15 protein-coding genes are annotated in these 15,463 nt (G+C 68.3%); 5 read left to right on the forward strand and 10 right to left on the reverse strand.

Annotated features, from left to right (window positions below):
- Window positions 1–6 precede the first annotated feature (6 nt).
- A complete protein-coding gene (locus ABB28_RS04405; RefSeq protein WP_057507469.1) occupies window positions 7–213 on the reverse strand; it encodes a hypothetical protein in 207 nt (68 codons plus the stop codon).
- A gap of 83 nt (window positions 214–296) precedes the next feature.
- Between ABB28_RS04405 and ABB28_RS04410 the strand changes: the two genes are divergently transcribed.
- Window positions 297–1,073 (forward strand): SDR family oxidoreductase, encoded by a 777-nt coding sequence (locus tag ABB28_RS04410; protein WP_057507470.1) that lies wholly within the window; start codon window positions 297–299, stop codon window positions 1,071–1,073.
- Window positions 1,074–1,077: 4 nt separating this feature from the next.
- Here ABB28_RS04410 and ABB28_RS04415 read toward each other — a convergent pair whose 3' ends face one another.
- The 9 genes from ABB28_RS04415 to ABB28_RS04455 form a co-directional block, all read right to left on the reverse strand.
- A complete protein-coding gene (locus tag ABB28_RS04415; protein WP_083491929.1) occupies window positions 1,078–1,764 on the reverse strand; it encodes a DUF4124 domain-containing protein in 687 nt (228 codons plus the stop codon).
- Window positions 1,765–1,792: 28 nt separating this feature from the next.
- Window positions 1,793–2,497 carry a DUF4124 domain-containing protein gene (locus ABB28_RS04420; protein ID WP_057507472.1) on the reverse strand — a complete coding sequence of 235 codons (705 nt, stop codon included), beginning with the start codon at window positions 2,495–2,497 and terminating at the stop codon, window positions 1,793–1,795.
- Window positions 2,498–2,536: 39 nt separating this feature from the next.
- Complete coding sequence (tsaC, locus tag ABB28_RS04425; protein ID WP_057507473.1) at window positions 2,537–3,097, reverse strand: L-threonylcarbamoyladenylate synthase type 1 TsaC; 561 nt, start codon at window positions 3,095–3,097, stop codon at window positions 2,537–2,539.
- Between the two features lie 172 nt (window positions 3,098–3,269).
- A complete protein-coding gene (locus ABB28_RS04430; protein ID WP_057507474.1) occupies window positions 3,270–5,744 on the reverse strand; it encodes a DNA topoisomerase I in 2,475 nt (824 codons plus the stop codon).
- 190 nt (window positions 5,745–5,934) lie between these two features.
- Window positions 5,935–6,864: an RDD family protein gene (locus tag ABB28_RS04435; protein WP_057507511.1), complete on the reverse strand. Its 930-nt coding sequence runs from the start codon at window positions 6,862–6,864 to the stop codon at window positions 5,935–5,937.
- Window positions 6,865–6,917: 53 nt separating this feature from the next.
- Entirely contained in the window at window positions 6,918–7,640 is a 723-nt protein-coding gene (locus ABB28_RS18430; protein WP_057507475.1) for a pilin, read from the reverse strand.
- A gap of 39 nt (window positions 7,641–7,679) precedes the next feature.
- On the reverse strand, window positions 7,680–8,153 hold the full coding sequence (locus tag ABB28_RS04445) for a DUF494 family protein (protein ID WP_057507476.1): 474 nt from the start codon (window positions 8,151–8,153) through the stop codon (window positions 7,680–7,682).
- A gap of 19 nt (window positions 8,154–8,172) precedes the next feature.
- Window positions 8,173–9,321: a DNA-processing protein DprA gene (gene dprA, locus ABB28_RS04450; RefSeq protein ID WP_057507477.1), complete on the reverse strand. Its 1,149-nt coding sequence runs from the start codon at window positions 9,319–9,321 to the stop codon at window positions 8,173–8,175.
- A gap of 90 nt (window positions 9,322–9,411) precedes the next feature.
- On the reverse strand, window positions 9,412–10,551 hold the full coding sequence (locus ABB28_RS04455) for a LysM peptidoglycan-binding domain-containing protein (protein ID WP_057507478.1): 1,140 nt from the start codon (window positions 10,549–10,551) through the stop codon (window positions 9,412–9,414).
- A gap of 131 nt (window positions 10,552–10,682) precedes the next feature.
- Here ABB28_RS04455 and def point away from each other — a divergent pair, with 131 nt between their 5' ends.
- From def to ABB28_RS04475, 4 genes are all read left to right on the forward strand, one after another.
- Entirely contained in the window at window positions 10,683–11,195 is a 513-nt protein-coding gene (gene def / locus ABB28_RS04460) for a peptide deformylase (protein WP_057507479.1), read from the forward strand.
- A 119-nt stretch (window positions 11,196–11,314) separates the two neighbouring features.
- Window positions 11,315–12,238, forward strand: coding sequence for a methionyl-tRNA formyltransferase (gene fmt, locus ABB28_RS04465; RefSeq protein ID WP_057507512.1), 924 nt, complete (start codon window positions 11,315–11,317; stop codon window positions 12,236–12,238).
- Between the two features lie 4 nt (window positions 12,239–12,242).
- The gene (rsmB, locus tag ABB28_RS04470) at window positions 12,243–13,574 is read left to right on the forward strand and encodes a 16S rRNA (cytosine(967)-C(5))-methyltransferase RsmB (protein WP_057507480.1); all 1,332 of its coding nucleotides are present in this window, start codon (window positions 12,243–12,245) and stop codon (window positions 13,572–13,574) included.
- Between the two features lie 25 nt (window positions 13,575–13,599).
- The gene (locus ABB28_RS04475) at window positions 13,600–15,321 is read left to right on the forward strand and encodes an ArnT family glycosyltransferase (RefSeq protein ID WP_057507481.1); all 1,722 of its coding nucleotides are present in this window, start codon (window positions 13,600–13,602) and stop codon (window positions 15,319–15,321) included.
- The last annotated feature ends 142 nt before the right edge of the window (window positions 15,322–15,463 follow it).

Genomic DNA, 15,463 nt, shown 5'->3' on the forward strand with positions numbered 1-15,463 from the left:
ACCACGTTATTCCTTCTCGGCGCGCTCTTCCTGGGCGCGCCGTTGTTTTTCCGCATCATCCAGCGTCTGCTGCACGCCACGGGCTTTCTCCAGTGGCGCCTGCACGCTGCGCGCCAGTGCCTTGGGCTCCGGCGGCTTGTCCTGCGGCGGTACCGCCGGGCGCTGGCAGGCGGCCAGCGCGGCCAGCGTGATGATCATGGCGATGGTTTTCATGGGGTGCATCGAAGATCTCCCGGCGACGGCGCTATGCTTGCCGCATCGTTACACGGGCAGCGCCCGGATGGGAGTTCAAGATCGTGACTGCGCAGCGCTGGCGGCTGGATGGACAGACCGCCCTCATCACCGGGGCCAGTGCCGGTATCGGCCTGGCCATCGCGCGTGAACTACTCGGCTTCGGTGCCGATGTGATGATCGTGGGCCGCGACATCGACATGCTGGAGAGTGCCCGCGACGACCTCGCCGATGAGTACCCGGCCCAGGCGATCCATGCCCTGGCCGCCGATGTATCCGACGACGAGGACCGGCGCGAGATCCTGGACTGGGTGGAAGACCACGCCGACGGCCTGCACATCCTGGTCAACAATGCCGGCGGCAACATCACCCGTCCGGCCATTGATTACACCGAAGACGAATGGCGCAACATCTTCGAGACCAACCTGTTTTCGGCTTTCGAACTGTCGCGCTATGCCCATCCGCTGCTGGCGCGGCATGCGGCATCGGCCATCGTCAACGTGGGCAGCGTGTCCGGCCTGACCCATGTACGCAGCGGCGCGGTGTATGGCATGACCAAGGCGGCCATGCACCAGATGACCCGCAACCTGGCCGTGGAATGGGCCGAAGACGGTATCCGGGTGAATGCCGTGGCGCCGTGGTACATCCGCACCCGGCGCACCTCCGGGCCGCTGTCCGATCCGGATTACTACGAGCAGGTGATCGAGCGCACGCCGATGCGCCGGATCGGCGAGCCGGAAGAGGTCGCCTCCGCGGTGGGCTTCCTGTGCCTGCCTGCCGCCAGCTATGTCACCGGTGAGTGCATCGCGGTGGATGGCGGCTTCCTGCGTTACGGGTTCTGAGCGCTCAGGGCACCGAGCAGCTGCTGGCTTCCAGCACCGCCTGCACGCGCAGGCGCTCGGCGCGGGCCTGTGGCTGGATGTCCGGCGTGGCAAAGCTTTCGCGCCCGCGTGCATCGCGCAGCCGTTGCTGCCAGGCACCGCAGCGCTGTGCCTCGTCCACTTCGCTGCAGGCATCGCGCACCATTTCGCAGCTGGCCGCGGTACCGGGCGCGATGCTGCCCCCCAGCCCGCTGATCGACATCACCACGCAGCGCGGCGGGGCTGCTTCGTATTCGTGGAAATACTGGCCGCCACCGCTGGCGGTGCAGCGGAAGATGACCGGCGGCGCAGGTCGGTCCGGTCCGGCGGCGGCGCTGGCCTGGGCATCGGCGGCGGCGCGCGCGCGGATCACGTCGCTGTCCAGGATGGCATCGCCACTGCCGGCGGCGGCGCCGGGCTGCGGGGCGGTGAGCAGGTCGCTGTCGAGCACGGCGGGCGCCGGGGCAGGCGAGTCGCCCAACGCGGTGGAGGCCGTGGATGCGCCGGACGCGCCGCGGCGCTGGATGATCTGTGCGGTGCCGGACGGGCACGGTGCATCCTGCACGGCCACCTTGCCGTTGGCATCGGTGCAGCGGAACACGATGTCTTCGTTGGCGAACGCCGGCAGGGCGGTCGGCAGCAGCAGCGCGGCCAGGCAGATCCAGGTCTTCATCCGCCGATTGTAGCGGTGCACGCTGCTGTCAGCGTCCGCCGCAGTCCTGGCCCAGCCGCGCATCGATGCCGCGCTGTTCGCGGGTGATCGCCTGGCGCTCGCCCTGCAGGGCACTGTTGTAGCGTCGGTCGAGGTCCCAGCGCTGGTCGCGCAGGCGCGCACAGACCTCCTGCGGGGGCAATGCGTTGCAGGTGTCGCGCACCAGGATGTTGCCGGCCGGGAAACTGATGCCGTGGCCGATGCCATGTGGCGGCCGCTGTCCGGGGCCCGCGTTGCCGCGGCCCTCCGCGCGGATCGGCGGCAGTCCGGGGTGGCCCGGGCCGTTCCATGCACGGTGCCCGCCGCCGACCCACGCGCTGGTCCACAGGGGCACCCAGCGCGGATTGCCCTCGTTGCTGTCACTGAGGTAGCGCCGCCCCTCTTCGGTCACGCATTCGTACATCGGCTGCGGCGGCTGCACGTAGACATGGCGGACTTCGCGCTGCACCTGCGCGCTGGGGGCCGCTGGCGTGGCGACGTCGTCGGTGCTGGCGCGGCGGGGCGGCGGATCCTGCGGTCGCTGCATCTGCCGCACTTCCTGCCGGCCGCTGGTGCACGGGCTGTCCTGCAGCGTGACCGCCCCACTGCTGCCGACACAGCGGTAGATCCGCACGCTGTCAGCGGCAGGTCGTGCCGGGGCTGCCAGGGCAAGCACCGGCAGCAGGAGCAGAGGCAGGGCAGGGGATGCGCGCATGGCCCATCGTGCGGTATCGGGCGCGGCGGCGCCAGCGGATCAGAAGCGCAGCACGTTGCCGCTCAGGCCATCGCGGATCGGCGTGGGCTGGGCCAGGCCGCCGGTATCGCCATCCAGCAGGCCGTCGAGCAGCGACAGCAGCCGTGGGTCCAGGTCGGCACGGGTGCGTGCCGGCGGCTCACCGGCCAGGTTGGCGCTGGTGGACACCAGCGGGCCGCCCCACGCCCGGCACAGCGCCGCCACCAGGGGGTGGGCGCTGATGCGCACGGCAAGCCCGCTGTGTTCGCCGGTGACCCACTTCGGCGCGCGGGGGCCTGCGGGCAGGATCCAGGTGTTGGCGCCCGGCCAGCTGGCCAGCACTTCGCGCTGTCGTTCGTCCGGCAAGGCGTCCAGCACGGCCCAGCCCTGCAGTTGCTCCAGCTCGGCGGCGACCAGGATCATGCCTTTCTCCACCGGCCGCTGTTTCAGCTTGAGCAGCGCATGCACCGCCATCTGGTGGCCCGGGTCGCAGCCCAGGCCCCACACCGCTTCGGTGGGATAGGCGATGACACCCCCCGCCCGCAGGCTGGCGACCGCACTGATCAGGTTGAGCTCTTTCATGGGAGAAGTATCCCCCTGCCGCGCGCAAAGGGGTAGCGCCGAGCAGGCGATCCTGGGTGACGACCGTTGGCCTTGGTGGGTGACGACCGTTGGTCCTGGTGGGTGACGACCGTTGGTCGTCACGCTTGCGCTCCCCGCCGAGCATGGCCCGGCGCTACCACGACCTGCCGGGTCAGCCGGCGGTCTTCTTCGCCGCGGCCTTCTTGGCGACTTTCTTCACCGCTTTCTTGGCGGTCTTCTTGGTCGCTTTCTTGGTCGCCTTCTTCACCGGAATCTTCTTGGCAGCGACCTTTTTCGGCGCGGCCTCCTTCTTCACGGTCTTCTTGGCGGCTTTCTTGCCGAAGCCCTTGCGCACCGGCTTGCCGGTTTCTTCCATGAACTGCTGCGCTTCGGCCAGGGTCAGCGAGGCCGGCTCGCGATCCTTGGGGATCTTGCCGTTGAACTTGCCATCACTCAGGTAGGGGCCGAAGCGGCCGTTCAGCACCTGGATCTCGCTGCCGTCGAATTCCTTGATGATCCGGTTGCGCGCGATCTCTTCCTTTTCCTCGATCAGGAAGACCGCACGGTCCAGGTCGATCGTGTACGGATCGTCTTCCTTCTTCAGCGAAGCGTAGGTGCTGCCGCGCTTGGCGAACGGACCAAAGCGACCGATGCCGACGCTGACGTCCTCGCCCTTGTCCTGGCCCAGCGCGCGCGGCATCAGGAACAGCTCCAGCGCGTCTTCCAGGCTGATGGTGTGCATGCTCTGGCCGGGGCGCAGCGAAGCGAACTTCGGCTTGTCTTCGGCGTCTTCGGCAGTGCTGCCGATGGCCGCATAGGGCCCGAACCGGCCCAGTCGCACGCTGACCGGCTTGCCGGTCTTGGGGTCGGTGCCGAGCTCACGCGCGCCACTGGCCTCGGCACGGTCGACCGATTCGTTCTTTTCCAGCACCAGCTTGTTGAACGGTTCCCAGAAGCGGGCCATCAACGGGATCCAGTCCTCTTCGCCACGCGACACCGCATCCAGCTCGTCCTCGAGCTTGGCGGTGAAGTCGTAATCGACGTACTGGGTGAAATGGCTGGACAGGAACTTGGAGACCGCGCGGCCGACGTCGGACGGGCGGAAGCTGCGGCCTTCCATTTCCACGTACTTGCGGAACTGCAGGGTCTGGATGATCGAGGCGTAGGTCGACGGGCGGCCGATGCCATATTCTTCCAGCGCCTTCACCAGCGCCGCTTCGGTGAAGCGCGGCGGCGGCTGGGTGAAGTGCTGGTCGGCCACGATGCGGTCCAGCGGCACGCGGTCGCCGGGCTTCATCAGCGGCAGCTTGCGGCCTTCGTCTTCGTCGTCGGCGCTCTTGGTGTCCTTGCCTTCTTCGTACACGGCCAGGAAGCCGGCGACCACCACGGTGGTGCCGCTGGCGCGGAACACGTGTTCGCTGCCGGCCGACAGGTCCACGCTGACGGTGTTGAGCGTGGCCGGGATCATCTGGCAGGCCACCGAACGCTTCCAGATCAATTCGTACAGCTTGCGCTCGTCGTCGGTCAGGAAGCGCGCCACCTGCGCCGGGGTCCGCAGCGCAGAGGTCGGGCGCACGGCTTCGTGGGCTTCCTGGGCGTTCTTGGACTTGGTCTGGTAGGTGTTGGGCTGGTCCGGCAGCGAGGCGATCCCGTAGTCGCGGGCGATCACGTCACGGATTTCGGCCAGTGCGTCCTGCGACAGGTTGACCGAGTCGGTACGCATGTAGGAAATCAGGCCGACCGTGCCTTCCTCGCCGATCGCCACGCCTTCGTACAGCTTCTGCGCGACCTGCATGGTCTTGCGCGTGGTGAAGCCCAGCTTGCGCGAGGCTTCCTGCTGCAGCGTGGAGGTGGTGAAGGGCGGTGCCGGGCGGCGCTTGCGCTCCTTGCTGGCCACGTCGGTGACATGCAGGCTGCCCTGGGCGGCCTGCTGGATGCGCAGCCGCGCAGCTTCGGCGGTGTCGCCGTCGGTGACGGTGAACTGTTCGAACTTCTGCCCGTCCAGCTTGATCAGCTTGGCATTGAACGGCTGCGAAGGATGCGCGCAGGCCGCGGCGATGGACCAGTACTCGCGGGCGATGAAGGCTTCGATCTCTTCCTCGCGCTCCACGATCATGCGCAGCGCCGGGCTCTGCACGCGGCCGGCGGACAGGCCGCGCTGCACCTTGCGCCACAGCACCGGGGACAGGTTGAAGCCGACCAGGTAGTCCAGCGCGCGGCGGGCCTGCTGCGCATCGACCAGGTCGGCGGCAATGGCGCGCGGCTGGTTCATGGCCTCCTTGATGGCCCGCGGGGTGATCTCGGTGAACACCACCCGCTGCATCGGCTTGTCGCCGACCAGGCCGCGTTCCTTCAGGATCTCGGCGATATGCCAGCTGATCGCTTCACCCTCGCGATCCGGATCGGTCGCCAGGAAGATGTCGTCGGCGCCCTTTGCGGCTTTGGCGATGGCATCGACGTGCTTTTCGTTCTTGTCGATGACGTCGTAACGCATCGCGAAGTTGTTGTCCGGGTCGACCGCGCCTTCCTTGGGTATCAGGTCGCGCACATGCCCATACGAGGCCAGGACGGTGTAGTCCTTGCCGAGGTATTTGTTGATCGTCTTGGCCTTGGCGGGCGATTCGACGATGAGCAGGTGCTTGGGCATGAGGTCGCTTTTGTGTGCGCACGGCCGGGAAGGGCCGCTAGGGTGGAGCAAATGGCCGCATTAGTGAAGCGGCACTCTCGATTTCCATAAACTGAACGCCCGGGGATGAGCCGGGCGTTCAGCTTTTACCTTATTAGAGGAATCACGTCGTGAGCGCTCTGTCAAGCGCCCGCGCCGTATCCGCCAGTTTTCAGCCGGCCATCCCGGCGATCGCGCCAACGGCCACCACCATCGCGATGATCAGGCCGATGAACAGGATGCCGGTCAGCACCAGCACCACCACGCCCACCGCGCCCAGCTGCGGGCGCTGCAGGTGCGGCTGGTCGGTGAAGGCCCATTTATCCACGACGACGGTGTCGCAGATCATGTCGTGCAGGGCCTGCTTGCGCTCGGTGAAGGCGGCCATGATGTAGCCGATCAGCAGGGTCAGGCTGCTCAGCAGGGTCGCGAAATAGCGCCCGACCGAACGCGCGCCGGAGATCCGGTCGCCATCGCTGCGCACCACCTTGATGCCCAGCGCCATCTTGCCCGGCGTCGCACCGCCCACGGAGGCGTGGAACCAGCCGTAATAAGCCAGGCTGATGCCGAAGCCGATCAGCGCGCCGAGCAGCTGGCTGAGTACACCGGCCGTGGTCGAACCGCCGCCGGCCAGGCTGGCCGCGCCACCGATGCCCAGTCCCACGATCGCGCCGATGATCATCGAGCTGGCGGTCAGGATGACGTAGTCGATCATGTAAGCGGCAAACCGCTTCCAGAAGCCCGCGTACAACACCTCGGCACCGTGTACCGGCACGGCACTGCCATAGGCCACCGATGCAGCGGATGCGCCGTACGGCGATGCGCTGAGCGGGCCACTGCCGGGCAGCGGCGCGGTGCCGTTGTCGATGGCGGCATAGTCGCCGCGCAGGTCGAAACCGGTGCTCGGCTCGGCGGCCACCGTGGCCAGGGTCTGCAGCTGCAGCTCATCGACCACCGTGCGCAGCGCGGCCCATTGCCCCATGCCCTCGCGCCATACCAGCGTGTCCAGGCTGATCTGGCTGCGCTGGAACAGCTGGCGGATATCCTGCTCGCCTACCGGGCCCTGGCGTTGCTGGCCTTCGGCGTAATACCACTCACTCATCATCATCCCCTGTGGGTCTTCCTTGGAAATCGGTTCCATCCCCGCGCGCCGGCTCAGTCGCGGCAGTTCACGGGCAGGTATTTATCGGTGCTGTCGCCGCTGCATTCCCAACGGGACGTGGCCGGATCGTACTCCTGCCAGAGCAGGTCGCCATCGACGCGTGACTCGCCCACCGCCAACGTCGCTTCGATACCGCAGTGATCGTTCTCGAACTGGCCCAACTGCACGCTCGACAGACCGTGTGCAGTGTAGTGGTCGTGGGCCGGAAAATCGGGATCGGCGCTGGTCGGGCAGCGGCCTTCGCTGTTGGCGAACTCTGCCACCTGCGCCTTGAGCGGCTGCAGCGCGCTGATGGACTCGGCGACCTTGGCGCGGATGGTGTAGTCCTTGTAGGCCGGCAGTGCGATGGCGGCCAGGATGGCGCACACCGGCACCAGCACCAGCAACGCCGCACCGCCGATGACTGCGGTCATCGCACAGCCGGACAGCGGTTTCTTCGCGGCCTGCATCGGCAGGGCCGTGCCCGGGCCGGCATACGGCGCGGTGGACGGCGGAAGGCCGGGCGGCAGCGGCGGGACGACGACCGGACCGGCCGCAGGAACGGCGGTCAGGCCCAGTTCGTCCACCACCGTGCGCAGCGGTTGCCAGGTCGGCAGGCCGTCGCGCCACACCAGCGTGTCCAGCCCGATCCGGTGGCCCCGGAACAGTTCCCCCATGTCTTCAGCCGAAACCGGGCCAACCTGACGGCTGCCCTCGGCATGGAACCACTCGCTCACGTGAACGCCCCCTGTATGCGCAAGGCATGCAGTGTACGGTCAGTGAAGGGGTTCTGGCTCGTCCATGAACATCTGCGTCTCCATCCAGGCGTACGCCGCTTCCGAGCCTGGCTGGTTGAACAGCACCATCAGCACGACCCACTTGAGGTCATCCAGGTCCAGTTCATCCTGGTCCAGCGCCATGGCACGGTCCAGCACCAGCTCGCGCTGGTCGGCGTCCAGGATGCCGTGCTGTTCCAGATAAAGAATGAAACCGCGGCATTCCACGTCCAGCTTGTCCAGCTCCGGACCGTGGTAGACGCGCACCGGGCCGTCGACGCGGGCCTGCGACACCGTGGGTCGCTGGGCGGCCAGCGCATCCAGCCAATCGAAGGCCTTGGCGGTTTCGGCCGGGCTGAAGCCGGCCTGGATCAGGCCGTTCTGAAGCGAGTCGCGGTCACGGATGAGATCAGCGTCTTCGCTGAAATAGTGTTCGAACAGGTACAGCAGCACATCGAGAATGCTCTCTTTCATTGCCCCTCGGCCTGCGTCATCAGGACGCTGTGGAGGTTGGGAAACCAGGGTTTCGACAGTAGCGGCCGTGTTCGCACACCACGATACCCGCCAGTTCCATGGCCAGCAGCATGGAGGACAGCCGGGCGGCCGTCAATCCACAGTGCATGATCAATGAATCCATAGGGATTGGGTCGTGGTCGAGCGCTTTCCACAAGGTCTGGTAGTCCGGTTCGGACGCCAGGTGTGCGGGAAGGTGGGCTCGCCGTCCCTGTTCAGTGGGGGCCTGGAGGCGACTTTGCAAGTCGGGCAGGGCCCTGGCCAACAGCGGGGCGACCAGGGCCATCACCTCGGCCGGGGCTTCCACCAGCGCGGCGCCGTCGCGGATCAGGCGGTGGCAGCCGGCCGCCCGTGGATTGCGCACCGAACCGGGCAGGGCGCAGACCTCGCGTCCGGCCTCGGCGGCCAGCCGTGCGGTGATCAGCGCGCCGGAGCGGTTGGCTGCCTCGATCACCACCGTCGCCACCGTCAGGCCGGCGACCAGCCGGTTGCGCGCCGGGAAGTGCGCCGGCCGGGCCGGTGTACCTGGCGGGTACTCGCTGACCACGGCGCCGCGTGTGGCGATTTCGCGCTGGAGCGCGACGTGGTGCGAGGGGAAGACCAGGTCCGGTCCGTTGCCGATCACCGCGACGGTGACGCCACCGGCGGCCAGCGCAGCCTGGTGGGCCGCGGCATCCACGCCGGCGGCGAGCCCGCTGGTCACCGCAAGGCCCGCCTGGCAGAACCCCGTGCTGAATTCCGCCGCCAGCGCGCGCCCACCCGGTGTGGGCGAACGGCTGCCGACCACCGCGATCGCCGGGTGCCATGCGGTGGCAGGGTCGCCGTGCACGAACAGCGCCAGCGGCGGCTCCGGGATGCTGCGCAGCAGGTCCGGGAAGCGTTCGTCGCTGGCCGCCACCAGGTGGTGGTCGGCCTGCTGCAGCCAGCGCAGGGCGTCGTTCAATGCGCCGGCATCGGGTGCGGCCAGGCGGCGTTGCTGGCCGGGCGAACAGCCCGCCTGCCGCCACGCCACCGGCCCGGCGTCCAGCGCGGCGGCCACGCAGGGGCGGGCGCAGGCCAGTGCCCGCCGCGCCGCCAACCCGCCGCCGGCAAGGACCAGGGTCAACAGTGCTCGGGTTTCCTCATCCATGGCCCAGCCTGCCGCGCAGATGACAACGGCGCCCTAGGGCGCCGCTGCGGTCTGCTGTCAGTGGGTGGCGGCGGTCGGCCGCCGGTCCCCTTATTCCGTCGCGTCGGGGTGGCGGGCGTTGTAGCCCACCAAGACCGGCTTGATGCCTTCCATCACCAGCGCATAGCTGACGTTGTCGAAGGTGCGGAACACCATGGCATGGGCGGCATACTCATCCGGCATGGTCAGGCGGTTGTAGCCGTCGACGCGCGAATCGTCCATCTGCGACGAATTCGGCACCTTCATCACGTGCTTCACGTGGCTGCCCTGGCGCCACAGCGAGAACACCGTGCCGTTGTCCACGCCCTGCGCGCTGCCGGCCGACAAGGCGATGACATCGCGCGCGCCACCGGACAGCAACATGTCCGCTACCGCCAGCACCCGGACATCCAGCCCATCGGTGCCCGGCGCCGGGACATGCGGGAAGAACTGCAGGTCGTACGGGGTGGCTTCCACCGGGACCAGACGGTCACCGACGCGTACTTCGCGGCCATCGCCGGTGCCCTGCAGGGCCAGCGTGGCCACATCCACCTTGCCCGAGGGCAGGCGCATGATGGTGCCGACGTTGACCTTGGCCAGCTCATAGCCCAACTGCTGGTGCGGGCGCTTGTTCGGGACGGTGAAGTCCTTCCACAGGTTGCCGCTGCCCGGCGTGGTGCGGCCGCTGGCATCCAGGTCCTCGGAGGGCTTGGGCAGGGCATAGCGCACGGTCGGACGGACCACGGCGTAGCGCTGGCCGACGGCGGCACCGTCCAGCCCGTGCACGTAGGCCAGCTGGCCGGAGGTGGCACGCAGGCGGTTGTCTTCCAGCCCCGCCACGTAAGGCAGGTGATCGATGCGATCGACCACGCTCAGCTCTTTCAGGAAGGGTTCGACCTGGGACAGCGGAATGCCGGTGATCGGCGCTTCCTGGCGCGGTCCGGCGTCCTGTCGCGCAACGACGCGGTCCAGGTAGGCCAGGCTGAGCACATCGCCCGGGTAAATCAGGTGCGGGTTCGCCACCTGGGGATTCGCCTGCCAGATTTCCGGCCAAAGCCAAGGCTTTTTCAGGAAGCGCGCAGAGATATCCCACAGCGTGTCGCCCTTCTGGACGACATAGGTGGTCGGGTGCCCGTTCATTTCAACGGCGGTAGCATAGGCGGCAACGGTCAACATCGCCGCGGCGACGACCGTGCGGATTCGTAGCAACATAGGAGTGGTCAGCCCGGTTCCCCAACAGGTTGGCGCACTATAGTCCAGAAACCGGGGCGCAGGGCAAGCGTTGGCGATAGAATTACAACGCAGGCCGGCGTTGACCGGCCCCCACCCAGACGATTACTGCCATGGCACTGCTCCCAATTCTCGAGTTTCCCGATCCGCGCCTGCGCACCAAGGCCGCGTTGATCGACGCCGCCGAGGTCACCACGCCGGCCTTCCAGACGCTGCTGACCGACATGTTCGAGACCATGTACGACGCCCCCGGCATCGGCCTCGCCGCCAGCCAGGTGGACGTGCACAAGCGCTTCATGGTCATCGACGTGAGTGAAGAAAAGAACCAGCCGATGGTCTTCATCAACCCGGAAATCGTCCAGCAGGACGGTGGCCAGGTGTACCAGGAAGGCTGCCTGTCGGTTCCCGGCATCTTTGCCGACGTGACCCGTGCCGACCAGATCACCGTGCGTTACCTGGACCGCCAGGGACAACCGCAGGAACTGGCCACCGACGGCCTGCTGGCGGTCTGCGTGCAGCACGAGATGGACCACCTGGACGGCAAGCTGTTCATTGACTACCTGTCGCCGCTCAAGCGCGAGATGGTGCGCAAGAAGCTGGCCAAGGCGCGCAAGCACGTCGCCTGATCCATCACCCGGCACGGCCGCTGCCGTGCCGACCGTCCGCGCCTGCGCGGACCCTGCGGCACCGGAGCGCGGTGCCGTTTTCTGACCTGCAGGTCGCTGGCCTGCGCAATGGGGTGACCATGAGGATTGTCTTTGCCGGTACGCCGGAGTTCGCGGTGTCGTCGCTGCGCGCGGCTGCGCGCCATCACGAAGTGGTGGCGGTCTATACCCAGCCGGACCGTCCGGCCGGGCGCGGACGCGGCCTGGCGCCGTCGCCGGTGAAGCTGGAAGCGGTCGCCCGCGGGATCCCGGTCTTCCAGCCGGAAAACCTGAAGGATGAGGCCGCCCAGCAGCAGCTGCGCGCGCTGCAGCCGGACCTGATGGTGGTGGTGGCCTACGGCCTGATCCTGCCGCGTGCGGTGCTGGCCATTCCCACCCACGGCTGCTGGAACGTGCATGCCTCGCTGTTGCCACGCTGGCGCGGTGCGGCGCCGATCCAGCGTGCCATCCAGGCCGGTGATGCGCAGACCGGCGTGTGCCTGATGCAGATGGAGGCCGGCCTGGATACCGGCCCGGTCCTGCTGCAGCAGGCGCTGCCGATCCTGCCCACCGATACCGGCGGACAACTGCACGACAAGCTGGCCGAACTGGGCGCGCAGGTGCTGGCCGATGGCCTGGGCCTGCTGCGCGCCGGCCTCAAGCCGGTGGTGCAGCCGCAGCCGGTTGAAGGGGTGACCTATGCGCACAAGCTGGACAAGGCCGAAGCACGGCTGGACTGGAGCCGGGATGCCGCAGCGCTGGCGCGCACCGTGCTGGCGTTCAATCCCTGGCCGATCGCCGAAGCGCAGCTGGCCGGCGAACGCGTGCGTATCCATGGCGCGGTGGCGCTGGAGGACAACGGCGGGCATGCACCGGGCACGGTGATCGGCGCTGCCCGCGAGGGCATCGACATCGCCTGTGGGCAGGGCGCGTTGCGCCTGCGCGTGCTGCAGCGTGAGGGCGGCAAGGCGATCACCGCGGCCGACTACCTCAACGCGCGCCGCGACCTGCGCGTAGGAGCCTGAGCCGGTGAGCAAGCAGGATGACCTCAAGATTTCCCACGCCGCGCCGGGTGCCGCCACGCGCATGCTGGCCGCGCGCGTGCTGGCCCAGGTGTTCACCCGCGGGCGTTCGCTGAAGGCCGAGCTGGCCTGGGCGCTGCCCAAGCTGGCCGACACCCGCGACCGCGCGCTGCTGGAAGCGCTGTGCTTTGCAGTGCTGCGCCGGCGCAGCACCTACGACGCGGCGCTGGCCAGCTGGATGCAGAAGCCGTTGTCGGCGCGCGATGCCGACCTGCGCACGCTGCTGATGGTCGGCTTCGCGCAGCTGGACGTACTGGAACTGCCGGCCCACGCCGCGCTGTCGGCCACCGTCGATGCCGCCCGCGCGCTGGGTCGTGAGCGCCAGGCCGGCCTGGTCAACGCGATCCTGCGCCGGGCGCAGCGCGAAGGATTCCCGGTGCAGCCGCCGCGTGATGCATTCCCGGCCTGGCTGGCCGAAAGCATCGAGCGCGACTGGCCGGGCCAGGCCGAGGCGATCTTCGCCGCCAGCCTGCAGCCCGCGCCGTTGTGGCTGCGCGTCAACCGCCAGCAGGGGGATCGTGCGGCGTCGCTGGCCGCGCTGGAGGCGGCCGGCATCAGCGCCGAGGCCGGCCCGGTCAGTGCCGATGCGATCCGCCTGGCATCTTCGGCGGCGGTCAACCAGCTGCCCGGCTTCAACGACGGCGCGCTGTCGGTGCAGGACCTGTCGGCGCAATGCGCCGCCGATGCGCTGTCACCGCCCCCGGGTGCGCGCGTGCTCGATGCCTGTGCGGCCCCGGGCGGCAAATCCGCGCACCTGCTGGAACGTGATCCGTCGCTGCGGCTGCTGGCGCTGGACATCGATGCGCGCCGGCTGGCGCGGGTCAAGGACACCTTCTCGCGCACCGGCGTGGGCGCCGATGCGCAGATCAAGGTGGCCGATGCGAGTGATCCGGGTGCGTGGTGGGACGGGGTGCCGTTCGACGCGATCCTGCTCGATGCCCCGTGTTCGGCGACCGGCATCATCCGCCGCCAGCCTGACGTGATGTTCCACCGTCGCGCCGAGGACGTGGACGCGCTGGTCGGCGTCCAGGCGCGGTTGCTGGAAGCGTGCTGGTCGATGCTGCGTCCGGGTGGCGTGCTGCTGTATGCCACCTGTTCGATCCTGCGTGCGGAAAACATCGATCAGGTGCAGGCCTTCCTGAAATGGCATCCGGATGCGTCCGCCGACGCGCTGGATGTCGGATTCGGCATTGATTGCGCGGGGGTGGCACGTCAGCGGCTGCCCGGCGATGATGGTGGTGACGGCTTTTTCTACGCGCGTCTGGTAAAAAGCGCCTGATCCCTTTTCCGTTCCAGCGGTGCACATGCTGACCACACGCGCTTCCCGTGAGACCTGGCTGCTGGTTCTGATGGCCCTGCTGGTGCTGGGCGCCGGGTTGGGCCTGCGCGATCCCTGGCCGTCGGACGAACCGCGTTTCGCGCTGGTCGCCAAGCAGATGGTGACCAGCGGCGACTGGTTGTTCCCGCACCGCGGCCTGGAGCTGTATTCGGACAAGCCGCCGATGCTGATGTGGCTGCAGGCCACGCTGTACTCGATCATCGGCAACTGGCGTATCGCCTTCCTGCTGCCTTCGATGCTGGCGGCGTTGGGCACCCTGTGGTGCGTGCATGACCTCGGACGGCGGCTGTGGACGCGGCGGGTAGGCCTGTACGCGGCCTGGATGCTGCTGTTCGCGCTGCACTTCACCTTCCAGGCGAAGAAGGCGCAGATCGATCCGTTGATCGTGTTCTTCATCACCCTGGCCAACTACGGGTTGATCCGGCATCTGCTGCTGGGCCCGGCGTGGCGCTGGTGGTGGTTCGGCTGGTTCGCCGCCGGGCTGGGGGTGATCACCAAGGGCGTCGGCGTGGTCGCGCTGCTGATGATCGTCCCGGCCGCGCTGGCCTCGCTGTGGGGCTGGCGCAGGGTGGGGCTGAGCGTGCGCCATTGGCAGTTCTGGGTGGCGCCGCTGATGTTCCTGCTGGCCATCGCGCTGTGGCTGGTGCCGATGGTCGTGACCGCGCTGTCGACCGGGTCGGTTGAATACCGCGCCTACATGGACGACATCCTGTTCCGGCAGACCGCCGGGCGCTATACGAAGTCCTGGGACCACCACCAGCCGTGGTGGTACTTCCTGGCGACGATGCCGTCGATGTGGCTTCCCGCCTTCCTGGCCATTCCGTGGGCGATCCCGGCCTGGTGGCGACGCCTGCGCCGGCGCGATCCGCGTTACCTGGTGCTGCTGGGCTGGTGGGTGCTGATCGTGCTGTTCTTCTCCATTCCCGATGGCAAGCGCGACGTCTACATCCTGCCGTCGCTGCCGATGTTCTGCCTGGCGCTGGCGCCGCTTATCCCCGGCCTGCTGCGCAAGCGCGCGTTCCAGTGGCTGCTGGCCGCCTTCACCGCGGCGCTGGTGCTGTTCACCCTCGGCGCGGGCACGGCGCTGCTGACCGGCCAGGGGGACTTCGACGCCAGGCTGATGGATTCGCGCGGCCTGGACCAGGCCGCCATTGCCGCACTGGCGTGGGCGGCGGTGGCGATGGGCTGCTGGGGTGTCATCAGCCTGCTGGCCTGGGGTCATCGCCGCGCCCACCTCGGCGTGGTGTCCACGCTGACGGTGGTGTGGCTGCTGTACAGCCTGGTCGGCTACCCGCTGTTGAACAGTGCCAGTTCGGCCAGTGGGCTGATGCAGGCGGTCGGCCAGCGGATCGGGCCGGACGCCGAACTGGGGCTGGTGGCGTGGAAGGAACAGAACCTGCTGATGGCCGACCGCCCGGCGGCGACCTTCGGGTTCCAGAAGGGCTGGGACGCACAGCTGCAGGACGGGGTGGCATGGCAGGCACAGGCGCCGGCCACGCGCTGGCTGCTGGTGCAGCAGGATGCCGTGCTGCCCTGCGTGGACCGCAGCCGTGCCGAGCTGGCCGGAATATCCAACCGCCGTCGTTGGTGGTTGGTGCCGGCTGGGGCAGTGCAGGGTCCCTGCGAGCTTCCCGCGGACCAGCGCGAGCGTGAGCGTGCGCTGCAGGCGCGGCAGTTCGAGGAGTGAACCTGCGTAGTGCCTTGCCATCCTTCGGACAGCGCACGTTGTGTGTCGGCTGGCCAGAATCCTGCCCGTCGCCGACCTGACCTGATGACCGCCTCGTGAGTGTGCCTGCCTTCCGTTCCCCCTCCGATCCCGGCGAGTCGCT

Origin of the sequence: Stenotrophomonas chelatiphaga, from assembly GCF_001431535.1 — a bacterium.
Taxonomy (GTDB): domain Bacteria; phylum Pseudomonadota; class Gammaproteobacteria; order Xanthomonadales; family Xanthomonadaceae; genus Stenotrophomonas; species Stenotrophomonas chelatiphaga.